We start from the raw sequence: 17,634 nt of genomic DNA, 5'->3' as shown, positions 1-17,634 counted from the left end.
GAAGAATTCTATCTTCAAGGAGCTTTTTTGTTTGTAGGTTATTATTTTTTTAAACGATAAGATTCTTTTTACTAGCAAATTTATCTACAATAATTGCAATGGCACCATCACCCATTACATTACAAGCAGTACCAAAACTATCCATAGCAATGTATAGTGCAATCATTAGGGATTGTTGTTCTGTATTAAAACCTAATATGCTAGATAATACACCAAGTGCTGCCATAATAGCCCCACCAGGAACTCCTGGGGCGGCAATCATTGTTACTCCAAGCATCATAATGAAGCCTACCATTTGTAAAGCATCTATGTTTTCGCCTTGTATTAACATTAAGGCAATTGCACAGGCAACGATTTTAAGCGTACTTCCCGCTAAATGTATAGTTGCGCATAGTGGAATTGTAAAACCCGCTATTTTAGGGTCTATTTCGTTTTTTAAAGACTGTTTTAATGTAACAGGGATAGTCGCAGCGGAAGATTGTGTACCTAAAGCTGTAAAATATGCTGGCAACATATTTCTCATCATTGGAAAAGGATTTTTACCTGATACCATTCCAGCTATAGAATATTGTAATACTAGTACAAATACGTGTAATACAAAAATCACTACTATTATTTTAACAAAGGTATCAATAATCGTATATACTTGTCCACTATAAGTCATATTCATAAATACTCCAAAAATAAAAATGGGTAAAAATGGTATAATGGCTTTATTAATTAAGGTCATGATTATTTTTTCAAATTCACTAAATGTTCCTCTTAGATAAGGTGAATTAGATCTTGATATTCCAATTCCTATAATAAATGCAATAATAAGGGCACTCATCACATCAATAAGTGGAGGCATTTCTATTGAAAAATAAGGCAATAAGTTATTTGCGGATGATTCGATTGCTTCTAATTTTTCTGTAGCAAGTAATTTTGGAAAAATATTAATACACACCCCATAAGTTAGAAAACCTGTTAATAAAGTTGATAGATAGGCTATACATGTTGTTAATACAAGTAGTTTACCTGCACTCTTACCTATATTTCCAATTGCAGGGATAATAAGACCAACAATGATTAAAGGAATAGCAAAGCCTAAGAAATTACCAAAAAGTCCATTAAAGGTGGCAAAGATACGACCAATGCTTTCAGGTAAATAATTTCCAAGTATACTTCCTAATAATATTGCAAGTATAATTTGAAAGAGTAAGTTTTTTAGTAATAATTTCATAGGTTTCGATTATATTTTCAATTTTATAAAAAGTAAATATAAAAAAAAGCCTTAAACATTGTTTAAGGCTTTTAATATTTTTTTAAGAATTCAGTGTGATTATCCTAAAGAAGCTCTTTTGAATCCTGTAATTTCAACATCGAAAGATTTAACATACTCTCCCACTTTTTTACTTTCATCTTTGATGAAGTTTTGGTCAAGTAATGCTTTCTCTTGGTCTAAAGTTGTATTATCACTGATGAAACGTTGAATTTTACCTGGTAAAATTCTATCCCAAATATTTTCAGGTTTTCCTTCAGCTTTTAATTCAGCTTTAGCAGCCTCTTCAGCTTGTTTTAATACTTCGTCAGTAATTTGAGCGTAAGAAATATATTGAGGAACATTTTTAAGTGTTTTTCCTAAACGTACAAGCTCTTCGTTTTCTTTAACGATAACAGCAATACGTGCCTCAGTTTCTTTAGCAACAAATTCAGGATCGAAATCTTTATAAGATAAAGTTTCAGCTCCCATTGAAGCAACTTGCATAGAGATATCTTTTGCTAATTCTTCAGCTTTAGCAATAGGAGAAGATAATGCTACGATAGCAGCAATTTTGTTTCCGTGAACATATGAACCGATGAATGCTCCCTCAAGAACTTCAAAAGAACCGATTTCAATTTTTTCACCGATAACTCCAGTTTGCTCAATACATTTTTCAGCAATAGTCATCTCTGCATTATATGGAGAAGCTAAGAAAGCTTCTTTAGTATCAAAGTTGATTGCTTTTTCAGCTAATTCTTTAGCTAAAGCTTGGAAACCTTCATTTTTACCTACGAAGTCAGTTTCACAGTTTAATGTGATTACAACTCCTCTAGTTTTATCTGCGTTAATGACAGCTACTGCAGCTCCTTCTGTAGACTCACGGTCTGAACGGTTAGCAGCAACTTTTTGTCCTTTTTTACGTAAAACTTCGATTGCTTTATCGAAATCTCCTTCAGCTTCAACTAAAGCTTTTTTACAGTCCATCATTCCGGCACCTGTAAGTTGTCTAAGTTTGTTTACATCTGCAGCAGTAATATTCGCCATTGTATGTTGTATTTAATAGTTAATAAAAAAAGTCGTTATGGACAGTTGTGTACAAAGGTATACATCTATCAGCACAACGACTTTATGATATTGTTAAAAAATTATGCTTTAGGAGCTTCTACTGTAGCAGCAGCTTCTTCTTTTTCAGATTTTCTTTCTGCATTACCTTCGATAATTGCAGAAGTAACTAAAGATAAAATTTTATCGATTGATTTAGAAGCATCATCGTTTGCTGGTATAACGAAATCAACTTGACGTGGGTCAGAGTTAGTATCTACCATAGCGAAGATCGGAATGTTTAATTTTTGAGCTTCTTTAATCGCAATGTGTTCAGCTTTAATATCTACAACAAATAGAGCTGCTGGTAGACGAGTCATGTCAGCAATAGAACCTAAGTTTTTCTCTAATTTTGCACGAAGACGTTCAACTTGTAAACGCTCTTTTTTAGAAAGAGTCATAAATGTACCGTCTTTTTTCATTCTATCGATTGAAGCCATTTTTTTAACAGCTTTACGAATAGTAACGAAGTTTGTTAACATACCACCTGGCCATCTTTCAGTGATGTAAGGCATGTTAGCCGCAGCTGCTTTTTCAGCTACGATGTCTTTTGCTTGCTTTTTAGTTGCAACGAAAAGAACTTTTCTTCCTGATGCAGCAATTTTTTTCAAAGCTTCATTAGCTTCTTCAATTTTAGCTGCAGTTTTATATAGATTGATAATGTGAATACCATTACGCTCCATATAGATATAAGGAGCCATGTTTGGATCCCATTTTCTAGTCATGTGTCCGAAATGAACACCTGCTTCTAGTAATTCTTTAACTTCTACTTTGTTTGCCATTTCTGTAATAGTTTACGTTCTGTTACTTTAGCAATGATAAGGTAGCGAATTAATTTTCGGTCCTAACCATTTAGATGCTAAACTACCTCTTGCCTCAGCAAGTGGGCAACAAAAACTTAGATTTTTTAATAATGTGTAAATATTAACGTTTAGAGAATTGGAATCTCTTACGAGCTTTTTTCTGACCGAATTTTTTACGCTCAACCATACGTGGGTCACGTGTAAGTAATCCTTCTGGTTTTAAAACAGCTCTGTTTTCGATTTCTATTTCACACATAGCTCTAGCAATTGCCATACGCACTGCTTCAGCTTGTCCTGTAGTTCCTCCTCCGTATACATTTACTTTAATATCAAAGTTCTCAACATTTTCTGTTAAAGAAAGTGGTTGTAAAACTTTGTATTGTAATGTAGCTGTTGGGAAATAAGTTGTGAACTCTTTTTTGTTTACTGTGATTTTTCCTGTTCCTTCAGAAACATAAACACGAGCAACAGCGGTTTTTCTTCTACCGATTTTGTGAATAACTCCCATTACTTAATTTCGTTTAAATTAACGGTTTTAGGTTGTTGAGCTCCGTGTTTGTGCTCAGCACCTACATTTACATTTAGATTACGGAATAATTGTGATCCTAATTTGTTTTTAGGCAACATCCCTTTTACTGCTTTCTCGATTAATAATGCAGGATTTTTTTGTTGCATTACTTTAGCAGTTAATGATCTTTGTCCACCTGGGTAACCTGTATGACGGATGTAAGTTTTCTCATCAAGTTTGTTACCTGTTAGATTAATTTTCTCTGCATTGATAACGATTACGTTGTCTCCACAGTCCACGTGAGGTGTATAATTTGTTTTGTGCTTACCTCTTAAAAGTACTGCAACTTTTGAAGCAAGACGTCCCAAATTTTGACCTTCAGCATCTACTACTAACCACTCTTTTTGAGCAGTTGCTTTGTTAGCTGATACTGTCTTGTAGCTTAAACTTTCCACAATAAATTTGTATTTAATTAAACATTCCATTCCCAATAAAGGGAGTGCAAAAGTACATAAAATCTTTTACTATACAAATTTCTAATTTATTTTTTAATAAAGTTTGATACTCAATTATTTGACTAACAATATAATTGATTTAATAGAATCTAAGTTATCTATGTTTTTTTTATCGTTATTCTTGGTAGGTATATTTTAGCAGAGGGTTAAATAAAAATATTATTTAAATACAATATTCTATATACTAAATAGGTTTTATTATTTATCATAATTATTTAAGAGTACCTGTGTTACAATAGTATTACTTTAATTGAGGGTATAAAAAAAGCTAGAAAGATAATTTCTAGCTTTTGTATATTAGAGTATTAATAAAATTTAGGATTAAAGTTTTCTGGATATTTAGCCATTTCTTTTGAATAATAAGGAGCTATTTCATCGAGCGTTTGTTCAAAAGTAAGGTCATTCACTTTTAATAACTTCATAATACCACATTCTTTTTTTCTATAATCAGCATAACATAGTGCAATTGGAATATCTGCCTGCTTAGCGATTTGATAGAAACCTTGTTTCCATTTGTCAGAATATGCTCTAGTACCTTCCGGTGTATTAATTATAGCAATCTTATCTGCATTATTTATTAAAGAAACAGCGTATTCTACTAGATTTTGACGTTTGTTTCTATCCACTCCAATACAACCTATTGCTTTAAAGATAAAACCGAACCACGCTTTGGTATAATAATCTTTAATAAACATTTTGAAGGGAACTCCCATTACCCAGAAGCAAGCAAGACTGTAATAAAAATCCCAATTTGATGTATGTGGTACACAGATTAGTATTGTTTTTCGCTCTTTGTCAATATCTATATTATTCGTATTAAGTTTCCAACCCGATATACCTAACATAATGCGGCCTAGTAATTTCTTCATTATTTGCATTTTATCTGGCAAATCTAAGCAAATTAATAAGAATCAAAAGATGGGAAATAAAAAAGAAGTCTATTTTGTAGACTTCTTTTTTGGGAAAAGTTTAGGAAAGGCTCTAATACTTTGTCGTAATTGAAATTATTAGAGCTTGGTTTATGAGATAAAATTAGTATGATTTTATTATATGTCAATATTGTTATTAGTAAAGGAGGGGATTTTTTGAGTGAAGCTACGATAATGATGCATCTCACATAGGTGGTAAAGGAAATGAGAAAATAAAAATAGTTATTTTATTTCATCGATTATCTACACTTCTTATACTGTAATCTTTTTAAAAATTAATTATCTAATTATTCAAAGGTTTTTTTTGAATACAAGTACTTAAAATGTCTCATGGAATATTTGATTTTTTATCTGCCTTTTTTACTCCTTTATTACTGTAGACGATATGATTTTTTCAACAGTGCGTCAACAGTTCTTCAAGATTCCTTCAACAAATAGTCCTCTATATGGAGCAATCATGGGGTAATGTTGAAGAAGTGTTGAAGGATTTCGCTCTAATGCATATGAATACTAGCTTTGCCAAGCATTCTAATTTTAACTCAATAGATCGTTTTTTGATTTAAAGTATTGTTTTTTAGTTAGATATGTTTTTTGGATTTAAAAAAAAGTGAGGTGTTTTTTTGCTCGGATAGTTAAGATGTTTTCGAAAAAATTTATAGCCTATTGATAGGTAAAGGATATATTTAATATAGAAAGTTTAGAAAACTAAAAAGTCAAGATGAATTCAATAGGCAATAAAAAAGAGTTGTCAATCTTATTGACAACTCTTTTTTAAGTTTATTATATAATTGTTATTTAATTAATGTGCTTCTAGCCAGTTTTGACCAACTCCTAAATCAACAACTAATGGAATTTCTAAAGTATAAGCATTTTCCATTTCTTGTTTAATCATTGTTTTTAAAGCATCTAATTCTTCTTTATATGCATCAAATACTAGCTCATCATGTACTTGCAATAGCATTTTAGATTTCCAATTCTCTTGTTTCAATCTTTTTTGAATGTTGATCATTGCAATTTTTATGATATCTGCAGCACTACCTTGAATAGGAGCATTAACTGCATTTCGCTCTGCAGCACCTTTAACTACAGCATTGTGAGAATTAATATCTTTTAAATAGCGTCTTCTGCCAAGAATAGTTTGTACATACCCATGTTCTCTTGCGAAGTCTATTTGCTTTGAGATATAATCTTTAAGTTTAGGATAAGTGGCATAATAGGCATCTATTAAGTCTTTACTTTCTGATCTAGTTAAGTTTGTTTGGTTACTTAAACCAAAAGCTGAAACACCATAGATAATTCCAAAGTTTACAGTTTTAGCATGACTACGTTGTTCTTTTGTGACTTCTTCTAATGGCACATTAAATACTTTTGCAGTAGTAGCTTTGTGAATATCTAAACCTTGTTTAAAAGCTTCAATCATATTAGGTTCCTTGCTTAAGGCTGCAATTATTCTTAATTCTATTTGTGAATAATCGGCAGCTAGAATGACATAATCATCATTTTTTGCAACAAAGGCTTTTCTTACTTGACGACCTCTTTCAGTTCTAACAGGAATGTTTTGTAAGTTAGGGTTATTTGAACTTAATCTACCAGTAGCTGCTACAGCTTGCATGTATTCTGTATGAATGCGTTTTGTTTTTTCATCTACTTGTTTAGGAAGAGCCTCAACATAGGTATTCTGAAGTTTGATTAATTGTCGCCATTCTAGAATATCTTTTACTATTTGATGTTTATCTACAAGTTCACTTAAGATCTCTTCACCTGTAGCATATTGCCCAGTTTTTGTTTTCTTAGGTTTGCTTCCTCCAATTTTTAGTTTATCAAATAGAATGTCTCCTAATTGTTTTGGTGAAGCAAGATTAAATTCTTCTCCTGCCTCCAAATATATGCTTTGTTCTAAAGCTTTAATATCAGAATCTAAAGCTGAGGATAGTGATTTTAAATAATCAATATCTAATCGTATTCCTTCACTTTCCATATCAGCTAATACAGAAACTAATGGGACTTCTATATTGTTAAATAAGTCTTCCGTTTTAGTTGCTTTTAGTTGTGCAGAAAAATCATTTTTTAATTGCATAGTTATATCAGCATCTTCACCTGCATATTCTTTCACAAGCTCAAGATCGATATCTCTCATTGTTTTTTGATTTTTTCCTTTTTTGCCAATTAGTTCTTCAATTGGTTGCGGAGTATATTTCAAGTAAGTCTCAGCAAGGATATCCATATTATGACGCATATCAGGATTAATTAGATAATGCGCAATCATAGTATCAAATAATGGACCCTTAACACTGATATTATATTTCTTTAATACTTTTATATCGTATTTTAAATTTTGACCAACCTTTTCAATCGTTTCTGATTCAAAGAATGGTTTAAACTGTTGAATTAAATTAGTTGCCTCTTCTGTGTCTTCTGGAAAAGGAACGTAGAAAGCACTACCTTTTTCAAAAGAGAATGCAATACCAACTAATTCAGCATTCAATGCATCTAGTCCAGTAGTTTCGGTATCGAAACAAACACTTTTTTGTTGAAGTAATTTCTGGATTAATAACTTTATAGCAAACGGTGTATCACATAATTGATATACATGTGTAACTGTATTCAAATTAGAAAAATAAGGTGATTCACTGTTATCGACGTTCTCACTTTCCCCAAATAAAGAAAATTGTTCTTCGTTATTTTTAGATTCACTAGTGATCTCAGTTGGTGTAGGTATAATTTCTTTATCTCCAGTAAATATCTTATCGAATTGTTCTTTCATTCTTCTGAATTCTAGTTCGATAAATAGAGCTTCCGATTTTTCAATATCTGGACTTTCTAATTCATATTTTTTTGCATCGAATTCCACTGGACAGTCAAGCATGATGGTAGCTAATTTTTTAGATAGAATACCTTTTTCTTTATTAGCTTCAATATTCTCTTTCATTTTTCCTTTTAGCTCATGTGTATTTGCTAAAAGGTTTTCCATTGAACCATATTGTTTTATGAATTTTTTAGCTGTTTTTTCACCTACTCCTGGTAGTCCTGGAATGTTGTCAACAGCATCTCCCATCATACCTAGATAGTCGATTACTTGTTCAGGCTCATCAACTTCAAATTTTTCTTTTACTTGATCTACGCCCCATATTTCTATGCCATTACCCATACGTGCAGGTTTATACATGAAAATATTTTCAGAAACTAATTGAGCATAATCTTTATCTGGAGTTACCATATATACGGAGAAGCCTTCTTTTTCAGCTTGTTTTGAAAGCGTACCGATTAAGTCATCTGCTTCAAATCCTTTTTGCTCAATAATAGGGATGTGCATTGCTTTCAAAATTTCCTTAATATAGGGAACAGCAATTTTTATAGCTTCAGGAGTTTCATCTCTATTGGCTTTATATTCTGGAAAGATAGCCACGCGGTCTGCACTTCCTCCATTGTCAAAAGCTACTGCCAAATGATCGGGTTGTTCTCTTTTAATAACATCTAAAAGTGAATTCATAAAACCTAAGATAGCTGATGTATCTAAGCCTTTTGAATTAATTCTTGGATTTTTTATAAAAGCATAATAACCGCGAAAAATCAGTGCATACGCATCTAGAAGGAAAAGACGTTTTTTATTAACCATTTAAGGATGGATTTTAATTGTTTTTTAATATGATTTCAAAGATACATAATTTTGCTCCGCTTAGAAAAAGGTTATCTAACTTTACTTTATATGAAGTACTTATAATAATATTTAAATTATGTTAAAGATATTTTTATAGTTTAGGTAATAAGGTAAATTTGTTGTTTAGAGGACGAAACAAATGTTGAAATTTATTATTATAGGATTATTATTACTAGTTATTGAGTTATATAGCTATCAGGCAGTTAAACAGCTTACCAAACGCAATGGAATTAAATTCCTCTATGTTTTTCTTACTGTTTTGTTGTTGATTTATATTGGATACGGATTTTCGACATTTGATACTCATTCTCCAACAAATCATAAATCTATGTGGGCAGCAGCAATGATTTTGCTGTTTTATTTGCCTAAGATTATAGTGACTCTATTTCTTATTTTAGAGGATGTCGTACGCATTTTTAGAGGAATTTATCAATTGATTAAAAGGGAGGGGGAAGCCTCTGAAGATGGAAAGTTTCTGCCAGGACGTAGATCTTTTATTACAAAAATAGCACTTGGTATTGCAGCAATTCCTTTTGTATCTGTATTACACGGTATTACGATAGGTCGTTATAAATTTCAAGTTTATAAACTTATATTAGAGTTTGATGATCTTCCAGAAGCTTTTGATGGTTTTAAGTTTACACAGGTTTCTGATATTCACTGTGGAAGTTTTGATAATCGTGAAAAGATTGAATATGCTGTTGATTTGATTAATTCACAAGAATCTGATTTGTTATTATTTACAGGAGATATAGTAAATAGTATTGCAGATGAAATGACTCCGTGGTTTGACGTTTTTGATAAATTGCGTCCACATGAGTATGGCAATTTTTCAATATTAGGGAATCATGATTATGGAGATTATGCTAAATGGGATACAGAAGAGGAGCGACGTGCTAATTTTCAGGCGATTTGTGATATAAGTCCAAGGATAGGATTTGAGTTGCTGAGAAATGAAAACACTAAAATTTATAAAGACGGACAAAGTATTACCATTGTAGGAGTAGAAAATTGGGGAGCAGAACTAAAATTCATGAAGTATGGTGATTTAGATAAGGCTACTGTTGGTGTTGATGCTGACGAATTTAAAATTTTAATGAGTCATGATCCCTCTCATTGGGATGCTCAAATAGTAGATCATCCAAAGAATTTTCAGTTAACTTTAGCAGGGCATACACATGGTTCACAGTTTGGTATAGAGATTCCTGGTTTTATAAAATGGAGCCCAATTCAATACGTTTATAAGCAATGGGCTGGTTTGTATGAAAAGATGAACAAGTATATTTATGTCAATCGAGGTTTCGGTTATCATGCTTATCCTGGACGTACAGGAATTTGGCCTGAGATTACTGTGATAGAATTAAGGAGAAAAAAGTAAGAAATTCTATAAAAAATTATATTTTTGTATATAGAAGTGTCTAAATAACAGATAAAATTTAATTTACAAAATAGAGATATATGTCGAAATTCGGAGAATTAGTTACCTCAGATATTCCTGTGTTAGTTCATTTTTTTGCACAATGGAATGAAGCTTGCGCAGAAATGAACCCTATTCTTCATGATGTTGCTGCTAGTTTAGGAGATAAGTTGCGTATTGTTAAAATTGATGTGGATAAAAACAAAGAACTGATTGAAGCGTTGCGTATCAAGCAAGTTCCCACTATGTTATTATATAAAGATAATACTATGATTTGGCGTCAAAGTAAAGTAATGGATGTTAATTCTTTAATTAATGTTGTACAAACATTATTATAATTTGTCGAATTGAAATCCTTTTGAGAGAAGGTATTCAATTGTTTTTGGAAGTGTGATTTGTAAATTTGTCTTAGCTTTTAGGCTGTCGTGAAATACAATTATACTTCCATTTTTTATACCCTTAACTGATCTATTAAAGCATTGGCTAGGAGATATCTTTTTATCGTAATCTTTTGTAAGATTATACCACATTATAATGTCATAGCCTAATTGTCTAATTTGTCTACTTTGAGAGAATTTTAATTTACCATAAGGTGGTCTAAATAATAGTCGGGTAGGCAAGGCGAATTTGTTTATTTCTTCTTGACATTTTAAAAAGTTGTCAAAATAATCTTGTTTATTGTATTTCCATCCATTAAGATGATTATATGTGTGGTTACCCACTTGGTGGCCTTCATCCAAAATGCGTTTAAAAATTAAAGGATGTTTTCTGATATTATCTCCTATACAAAAAAAGGTGGCTTTAATATTATGTGATTTTAGTATATCTAATACCCATTCTGTTACCTCTGGTATAGGACCATCATCAAAAGTGAGAAATACTTTTTTTTCTAGAGTAGGTTGTCTCCAGAAAAAATTATTATAGATTAAAGAAAGTATTTTTTGCGATAGATTCATTACAGACAAATATAAAAAAATAAAAAGAGTGGTTGCTTTAAACACAACCACTCTTTCATCGAATAACAATTAACTGTATTATTATTTTACTCCTCCACCTACAGCTTTATAAAGTTGTACTAGTGAATTTAATTGAGATAATTCTGTATTAATATAAGCTAACTCAGCAGCTAAAGCACTTTCTCTAGCAGTCAAAACATCTAAGTAGTTAGCCATACCTTGTACCAACAATTCTTCTGAGTACTCAGTAGCAAGATTATAAGACTCATATTCTTGTTTTTTAAGCACTAGTTTATTCGTTGAACTTTCATAAGTATATAAAGCATCAGAAACTTCTTTAGAAGCATTTAGAACAGCTTTTTTATAACCTAAATAAGCTTTTTCTTGATTAGCTTTTGCTACTTCATGTTGCGTTCTTATTTGTCTACCATTAAAAAGTGGTTGAGTAAGACCTCCGATAATATTAGCAAAAAGTGAATTGCTATTAAATAGGTCGTCAAATTTTACACTTTGTAAACCTCCATTAGCTGTAATTCTAAAAGAAGGGTAGAAGTTACTTCTTGCAACATTTGTCATTTCAAATGCATTTAGTAAACCAAATTCAGCAGCTCTTACATCTGGTCTATTGCTCAATAATTGCAATGGTACACCAATTGTTAGGTCAGCATTTATTTTTTGGGCAGCAAGTGTTCCTCTTTGTATTGCTTCAGGAGCTTCACCTAGAAGGATACTAAATGTATTTTCAGTTAGTTTAATACTATTGTTTAAATCAACTAAAAGTGCTTGTGCATTGTAAAGTTGAGCTTGCGTTTGTTTCACAGCTACTTCATTAACTTGCCCCGCTTCTTTTAAAGCTTCAATAGTTTCCAAACTATTTTTTCTATTAATAATAGTTTGTTCTGTTATTGCTTTTTGTTGGTCAAGTGCTAATAATTGGAAGTAAGTAGAAGCAATTGTAGATATTAACTGTGTTTTTACAGCTTGGTGTGCTGCTACTGATTGTAAATATCCAGCAGCTGCAGCTCTTTTATTACTTCTTATTTTTCCCCAAACATCTAATTCCCAAGAGAATTGTCCGTTTATTTCATGTAAGTCGCTTTTAACTCTATTATCGCCAAACGGTTGACCTTGTGGTGAGTTTTTAGAAACAACACTGTGAGTATAATTAGCCCCAAGATTTAATGTAGGTGCGTATCCCCATTTGCCTTGTGCCATATATGCTTGTGCAGCATTAATGTTTTCTAAAGCTATTCTAATATCTAAATTGTTTTCTAACGATTTATCGATATAGTTTATTAGAATAGGATCAGAGAATAACTCTTTCCATGACACTGTAGCCATAGAAAGAGTATCTTGTGATATTTTATCAGAGCGATAATATTGCTCGTCAATAACTTCAGGTCTATCGTACTTTTTGGCCACAAAACAAGATTGCATTGTAAGTCCTAAAAGAGCAATAGGTATAACTCTATATAATGTTTGTTTTCTCATTTTCTTAATGCTTTTGTTCCTCAAATTTAATAGGTTTTATTTTTTCTTGAAGATATTGGAAAATAGCATATAATACTGGAATTACAAATACTCCAATAATAGTCCCAATTAAAAGACCGAAAGCAGCACCAGTACCAATTGAACGGTTACCTACGTCTCCAACTCCTTTTGCAAATACAAGAGGCATTAAACCTAAAATAAAGGCAAATGAAGTCATTAAGATCGGTCTTAGACGTGCTTTAGCTCCATTAATTGCAGATTCAGCAATTGATTCACCATGTCTACGTCTCTGTACAGCGAATTCCACAATCAGAATGGCATTTTTCGCGAGAAGTCCGACCAGCATCACCAGTGCAATCTGGAAATAAATGTTGTTTTCTAACCCTGCTATTTTTTGTGCAAAGAATGCTCCCATAATACCTGTAGGTAGAGAGAAAATTACTGCGAATGGCAATAAGTAACTTTCATACTGTGCAGATAATAAGAAGTAAACGAATATTACACAAAGTGCAAAGATTAAAATTGTTTGAGAACCAGCATTAATTTCCTCACGTGTTAATCCCGTAAAGTCAATACTATAGCTTGATGATAACGTTTGTTGCGCTACTTCTTGTACAGCTTTAATTGCATCTCCTGAACTATATCCAGGTTTTGGAGCACCATTAATATTTGAAGAAGTAAATAAGTTATAACGGTTCACAGATTGTGGTCCATATACTTTTTTCAAGTCTACAAATTGCGTTACAGGTGTCATTTCTCCTGATGCTGTTTTTACATAAATCTCATTTAAACTATTTTTGTTTGAACGATACTCAGGTAATGATTGTACCATTACACGGTATTGTTTACCAAAACGTGTAAAATCTGCAGCATAAATACCTCCAATATATCCTTGTAAAGCTGAGAAAATATCACTTACTAATACTCCTGATTCTTTGGCTCTAGGAATATTAAGGTCTAGTTCATATTGAGCATAGTTTGTATTAAATGAAGACTGAGCATATAATATCTCTGGTCTTTGCATTAATGCAGCTACATACTCTTTAGACTTTTGATCAAAATCAGTTAATTCACCTCCTGAGCGGTCTAGTAATTTCATCTCGAAACCAGCAGACATACCAAAACCTGGTATACTTGGTGGTTGGAAGAAAATCATATTAGCATCTTGGAATTGAGTAGCTGCGATACCGAATAAGTTTCCAATGATAGCATCAGTCGCTAATTCTGGTGTTTTTCTGTCTTTAAAGTCTTTTAATTTAATCATGGCCATACCATAGTTAGACCCTTGACCATTAATAAAAGAGAATCCAGAAACAACTGTTACTCCATCTACACCAGGAATTTGTTCAACTACTTTTGAAAATTCTTGTTGTAAACTTGTTACACGGTCTTGTGATGCACCTGGTGGTAGTTCAATATTACCCATGATGAAACCACGGTCCTCATTAGGCACGAATCCACTAGGCATTGTTTTTGCCGCATAGTATGTTACAGCTAAACATCCTAATAAAATCAAAAAGGTTACCCATTTGTGTTTTAATAGGAACTTAAATGAATTTCCGTAACGATGAGTTAATTTATTAAACCCAACGTTGAATGCATCAAAGAAGCGTTGTACAAAGTTTCTTTTTTTGCCTTCTTTATCTCCATGTTGTTTTAAGAATAATGCACATAAAGCAGGACTTAAAGTTAATGCGTTAATCGCAGATATTATAATAGCAACAATAAGAGTAATACCAAATTGTTTGTAGAATACTCCTGTTGGACCACTAATAAAGGTTACAGGAATAAATACCGCTGACATTACAAGAGTAATCGAAATAATCGCTCCTGATATCTCGCCCATTGTATTAATACTTGCATTTAATGCGTCTTCTCCTGTATCCTCCATTTTTGCGTGTACTGCTTCCACCACTACAATGGCGTCATCCACCACAATACCAATGGCTAGTACTAATGCAAATAGTGTTAAAAGGTTTAATGAGAATCCAAAAATACTCAAGAAGAAGAATGTACCTACAATCGCTACTGGTACAGCAATTAATGGAATTAAAGTAGAACGGATATCTTGTAAGAAGATATACACCACAACGAATACTAATATAAATGCCTCAATTAAGGTACTTACTACTTTACTAATAGAAGCATCTAAGAATTCGTTTGTATCCATCAATACTTTGTAATCTATACCATCTGGAAAGCTTTCTGATAATTTTTCTAACTCAACATGTAAATTTCGAATAATTTCTTGAGCATTTGATCCAGGTGTTTGGTAAATAGCCATTGCTACAGCTGGATGTCCATCTAATTCAGAACTACCTACATAAGATTGTGCACCTAATTCTATCTTAGCAACATCTTTTAAATGTAATACTTGACCATTACCAAGTGATTTTACTACGATATTCTCGTATTGTTCTTGCGTTTTGTAACGACCACTGTATTTAATAACATATTGAAATGCTTCTGCATTGTTTTCACCTAACTGACCAGCAGCAGCTTCCAAACTTTGCTCGTTTAATACTCTTACTACATCAGTTGGTACTAATCCATAAGCTTTCATTTTAGCAGGATCAATCCATACACGCATTGAATAGTTTCTAGATCCAAACGCTTGCGCATCTCCAACACCACTTACACGTTTCAACTCAGGAATAACGTTAATATTCATGTAGTTTTGTAAGTATATAGCGTCGTAGTTTGGACTAGTTGAGTAAAACGACAAGAACATCAAAGCACTTGTTTGTTGTTTTTGTGTTGTTACTCCCGAACGTGTAACCTCTGCAGGAAGTAATGGTGTAGCACGTGCCACACGGTTCTGTACGTTTACCGCAGCAATATCAGGGTCAACCCCTTGTTTAAATATTACTTGAATACTAGCACTACCATCATTACTCGCTGTAGAAGTAATATAATCCATGTTTTCCACCCCATTCACTTGTTCTTCAATAGGGATAATCACAGATTGCATCACAGTCTCAGCATTTGCACCTGGGTAAGAAGCGGCAATTTGTACCGTAGGAGGTGCAATATCAGGGTACTGCGTTACTGGGAGTGCTGATAATCCTAGCACCCCTAGTATTACTATAAGGATAGAAATAACTGTAGATAATACAGGTCTTTCAATAAAAGTCTTTAGCATGCCTTAAAAAGTTGATTTAATAGCTTCGTTTATTGTTTTGAATTCAACTGGTTGTGGAGTAATTGGCATTCCACTGCGTAGAGTACCTAATCCTGTACCTACAATTGTCTCTCCTTTTTGAACTCCATCTTTTACAATGATCAGTTTGTTTACTCTGTCAGTAACGTCGATTTTAACAGCTTTAGCTGTGTCGTTTTCTACTTTGTAAACATAGATTTGTCCTTGTTGCTCGAAAGTAGCTGATTCTGGTACCACCATTACATCATTATATAATTGAGGTAATAATAAAGTACCACTGTTACCATTACTTAATATGTGTTCTTTATTAGGGAAAGAAGCTCTTACTTGTACTGTACCAGTTGTTGTATTAACTTGACCAGTGATCGTTTCGATTTGACCTTGTTGACCATAGATTTGCCCATTTGCTAGTCTAAGATTAACTTTTGGTAAGTTTTTTAATTTGTCTTTTACAGTTGCACCTTCAATTTTTTCTAAGAAGTCAAAGTATTCTTTTTCATTCATTGAAAAATAGGCATACATCTCACTATCATCAGATACTACTGTTAGTGGGCTTGGATCTGATGGGCTAACTAATGAACCAATACGATAAGGTATAGCCCCTACAATTCCATCGATAGGACTCTTCACAATAGCATAATCAATGTTTGCAACTATACTTTTATATTGCGCTTTTGCTGATGCTAATTGACTTTTTGCACTTGCGAGAGTAGCTGCAGCAGTTTCTAGTTGAATTTTGCTGATAATTCCCTTTTCTACAAGAGGAACTAATTTATCGTAATTAACTTGTGCAACATTAACTTGTGCTTCTGCAGTTTGAATTGCAGCTTTAGCAGCATCTGCATTCTCGTTTAAAATATTTGTTTCTAATCTAAATAGAGGTTGCCCTTTTTTAACAATAGAACCTTCATCCACATATAATTCTTGTATGTAGCCTGATATTTTTGCTCTTACACTGCTCGTTACTTTACCTTGTAAGTTAGTAGGATAAGAATTATGTCCAGTAACATCTTGCACTGGTACTTGAACAACTTTGTAAGGCATTGGAGGTCTTGCAGCTTGTTCAGCTTTTTTATCGCATGAAGTTATGCTAACTGCAAGCGATGCTAGAACGATAGTATGGAAATAACGTTTCATATTTAATTACTTAATTTGTACTTTTTAATTTTTCTATTGTTTCTCCTAATTGGTTTTTACTTTTTTGCAGATGCTCTAGGTATAGATGCATTTTTGCTTCACAATTATTAGCGTTTATTTCTCCTGATTTTAAGAAAGATTTCATTCTTGTTATTAAATGGTATTCTCTCTCTAATACGTCTTTTATCAGTTGTAATCTAATAGTCATAAAGTTAGGATTTAACCTAAAGAACCTTTTACGCTCGTCAATTTTATTGAAGCTCTATTTGATTATTAGATATCAATAAATTTAAGCTAGTTGATACTGAACTTTTACTAGCATTAAGTTTTTCAATAAGCTCATCAAAAGTCACACCATCTCTATTATTATTGAACATAATATAGGTGTAAATTTGAGCGGTAAGAGGTGAGAAATGGTAAACTAGCTCATGATGAGCACAATAGTCTTGAAATAAATCTACCAATTCTGTGTTTTGTTGTTGCATAAGTATAATCCTAAAGATAATGGTGCAAATATAGTTTTAGTTCGGTAAATACAAAACTAAAAAAACTTAATTATTTAGAAGTAGTAAAGATAGTGTACTTAATTGAAAATTTTAGTTTTCTTGCATTAAGTTGATAATGTGAAAAGAAGAAAAAGTTTATCTATTCGATTAATTTTTTTTAAAAAAGTATTGCTTAAGATTTAAAAATAGCATTATATTTGCATCCACAAA

15 protein-coding genes are annotated in these 17,634 nt (G+C 32.3%); 2 read left to right on the top strand and 13 right to left on the bottom strand.

What is annotated here, in order from left to right; translation table 11 throughout:
- Window positions 1–49 precede the first annotated feature (49 nt).
- The 7 genes from RH98_RS11925 to polA form a co-directional block, all read right to left on the bottom strand.
- Window positions 50–1,222, bottom strand: a complete 1,173-nt coding sequence (locus tag RH98_RS11925; RefSeq protein WP_010255072.1) for a dicarboxylate/amino acid:cation symporter — start codon at window positions 1,220–1,222, stop codon at window positions 50–52.
- A gap of 99 nt (window positions 1,223–1,321) precedes the next feature.
- Window positions 1,322–2,287, bottom strand: a complete 966-nt coding sequence (gene tsf / locus RH98_RS11920; RefSeq protein ID WP_010255069.1) for a translation elongation factor Ts — start codon at window positions 2,285–2,287, stop codon at window positions 1,322–1,324.
- A gap of 101 nt (window positions 2,288–2,388) precedes the next feature.
- Window positions 2,389–3,126 carry a 30S ribosomal protein S2 gene (gene rpsB / locus RH98_RS11915; RefSeq protein WP_010255067.1) on the bottom strand — a complete coding sequence of 246 codons (738 nt, stop codon included), beginning with the start codon at window positions 3,124–3,126 and terminating at the stop codon, window positions 2,389–2,391.
- 142 nt (window positions 3,127–3,268) lie between these two features.
- Entirely contained in the window at window positions 3,269–3,655 is a 387-nt protein-coding gene (rpsI, locus tag RH98_RS11910) for a 30S ribosomal protein S9 (RefSeq protein WP_010255064.1), read from the bottom strand.
- A complete protein-coding gene (gene rplM, locus RH98_RS11905; RefSeq protein WP_010255061.1) occupies window positions 3,655–4,110 on the bottom strand; it encodes a 50S ribosomal protein L13 in 456 nt (151 codons plus the stop codon). Before rplM ends, rpsI begins: the two co-directional genes overlap by 1 nt.
- Before the next feature lie 365 nt (window positions 4,111–4,475).
- Entirely contained in the window at window positions 4,476–5,039 is a 564-nt protein-coding gene (locus tag RH98_RS11900; protein ID WP_010255059.1) for a 1-acyl-sn-glycerol-3-phosphate acyltransferase, read from the bottom strand.
- 859 nt (window positions 5,040–5,898) lie between these two features.
- A complete protein-coding gene (gene polA, locus RH98_RS11895; protein ID WP_010255057.1) occupies window positions 5,899–8,715 on the bottom strand; it encodes a DNA polymerase I in 2,817 nt (938 codons plus the stop codon).
- 181 nt (window positions 8,716–8,896) lie between these two features.
- On the opposite strand from polA, the gene RH98_RS11890 reads away from it, so the two are divergent.
- Complete coding sequence (locus RH98_RS11890) at window positions 8,897–10,135, top strand: metallophosphoesterase (RefSeq protein ID WP_010255055.1); 1,239 nt, start codon at window positions 8,897–8,899, stop codon at window positions 10,133–10,135.
- An 80-nt stretch (window positions 10,136–10,215) separates the two neighbouring features.
- The gene (locus RH98_RS11885; RefSeq protein ID WP_010255053.1) at window positions 10,216–10,512 is read left to right on the top strand and encodes a thioredoxin family protein; all 297 of its coding nucleotides are present in this window, start codon (window positions 10,216–10,218) and stop codon (window positions 10,510–10,512) included.
- Here the strand turns inward: RH98_RS11885 and RH98_RS11880 are convergent.
- The 6 genes from RH98_RS11880 to RH98_RS16085 all read right to left on the bottom strand — a co-directional run bounded on the left by RH98_RS11880 (window position 10,507) and on the right by RH98_RS16085 (window position 17,403).
- A complete protein-coding gene (locus tag RH98_RS11880; RefSeq protein WP_026038881.1) occupies window positions 10,507–11,130 on the bottom strand; it encodes a polysaccharide deacetylase family protein in 624 nt (207 codons plus the stop codon). The genes RH98_RS11885 and RH98_RS11880 overlap by 6 nt on opposite strands.
- Before the next feature lie 81 nt (window positions 11,131–11,211).
- Complete coding sequence (locus RH98_RS11875; protein ID WP_010255049.1) at window positions 11,212–12,621, bottom strand: efflux transporter outer membrane subunit; 1,410 nt, start codon at window positions 12,619–12,621, stop codon at window positions 11,212–11,214.
- Window positions 12,622–12,625: 4 nt separating this feature from the next.
- Window positions 12,626–15,763, bottom strand: coding sequence for an efflux RND transporter permease subunit (locus tag RH98_RS11870; RefSeq protein WP_010255047.1), 3,138 nt, complete (start codon window positions 15,761–15,763; stop codon window positions 12,626–12,628).
- A gap of 3 nt (window positions 15,764–15,766) precedes the next feature.
- The gene (locus RH98_RS11865; RefSeq protein WP_010255045.1) at window positions 15,767–16,918 is read right to left on the bottom strand and encodes an efflux RND transporter periplasmic adaptor subunit; all 1,152 of its coding nucleotides are present in this window, start codon (window positions 16,916–16,918) and stop codon (window positions 15,767–15,769) included.
- 10 nt (window positions 16,919–16,928) lie between these two features.
- The gene (locus tag RH98_RS16090) at window positions 16,929–17,126 is read right to left on the bottom strand and encodes a hypothetical protein (protein WP_237717538.1); all 198 of its coding nucleotides are present in this window, start codon (window positions 17,124–17,126) and stop codon (window positions 16,929–16,931) included.
- A gap of 43 nt (window positions 17,127–17,169) precedes the next feature.
- Entirely contained in the window at window positions 17,170–17,403 is a 234-nt protein-coding gene (locus RH98_RS16085; protein WP_010255043.1) for a hypothetical protein, read from the bottom strand.
- Window positions 17,404–17,634 lie beyond the last annotated feature (231 nt).

This window comes from Myroides injenensis M09-0166 (assembly GCF_000246945.1).
Taxonomy (GTDB): domain Bacteria; phylum Bacteroidota; class Bacteroidia; order Flavobacteriales; family Flavobacteriaceae; genus Flavobacterium; species Flavobacterium injenense.
This window is presented reverse-complemented; position numbering and strand designations above follow the sequence as displayed.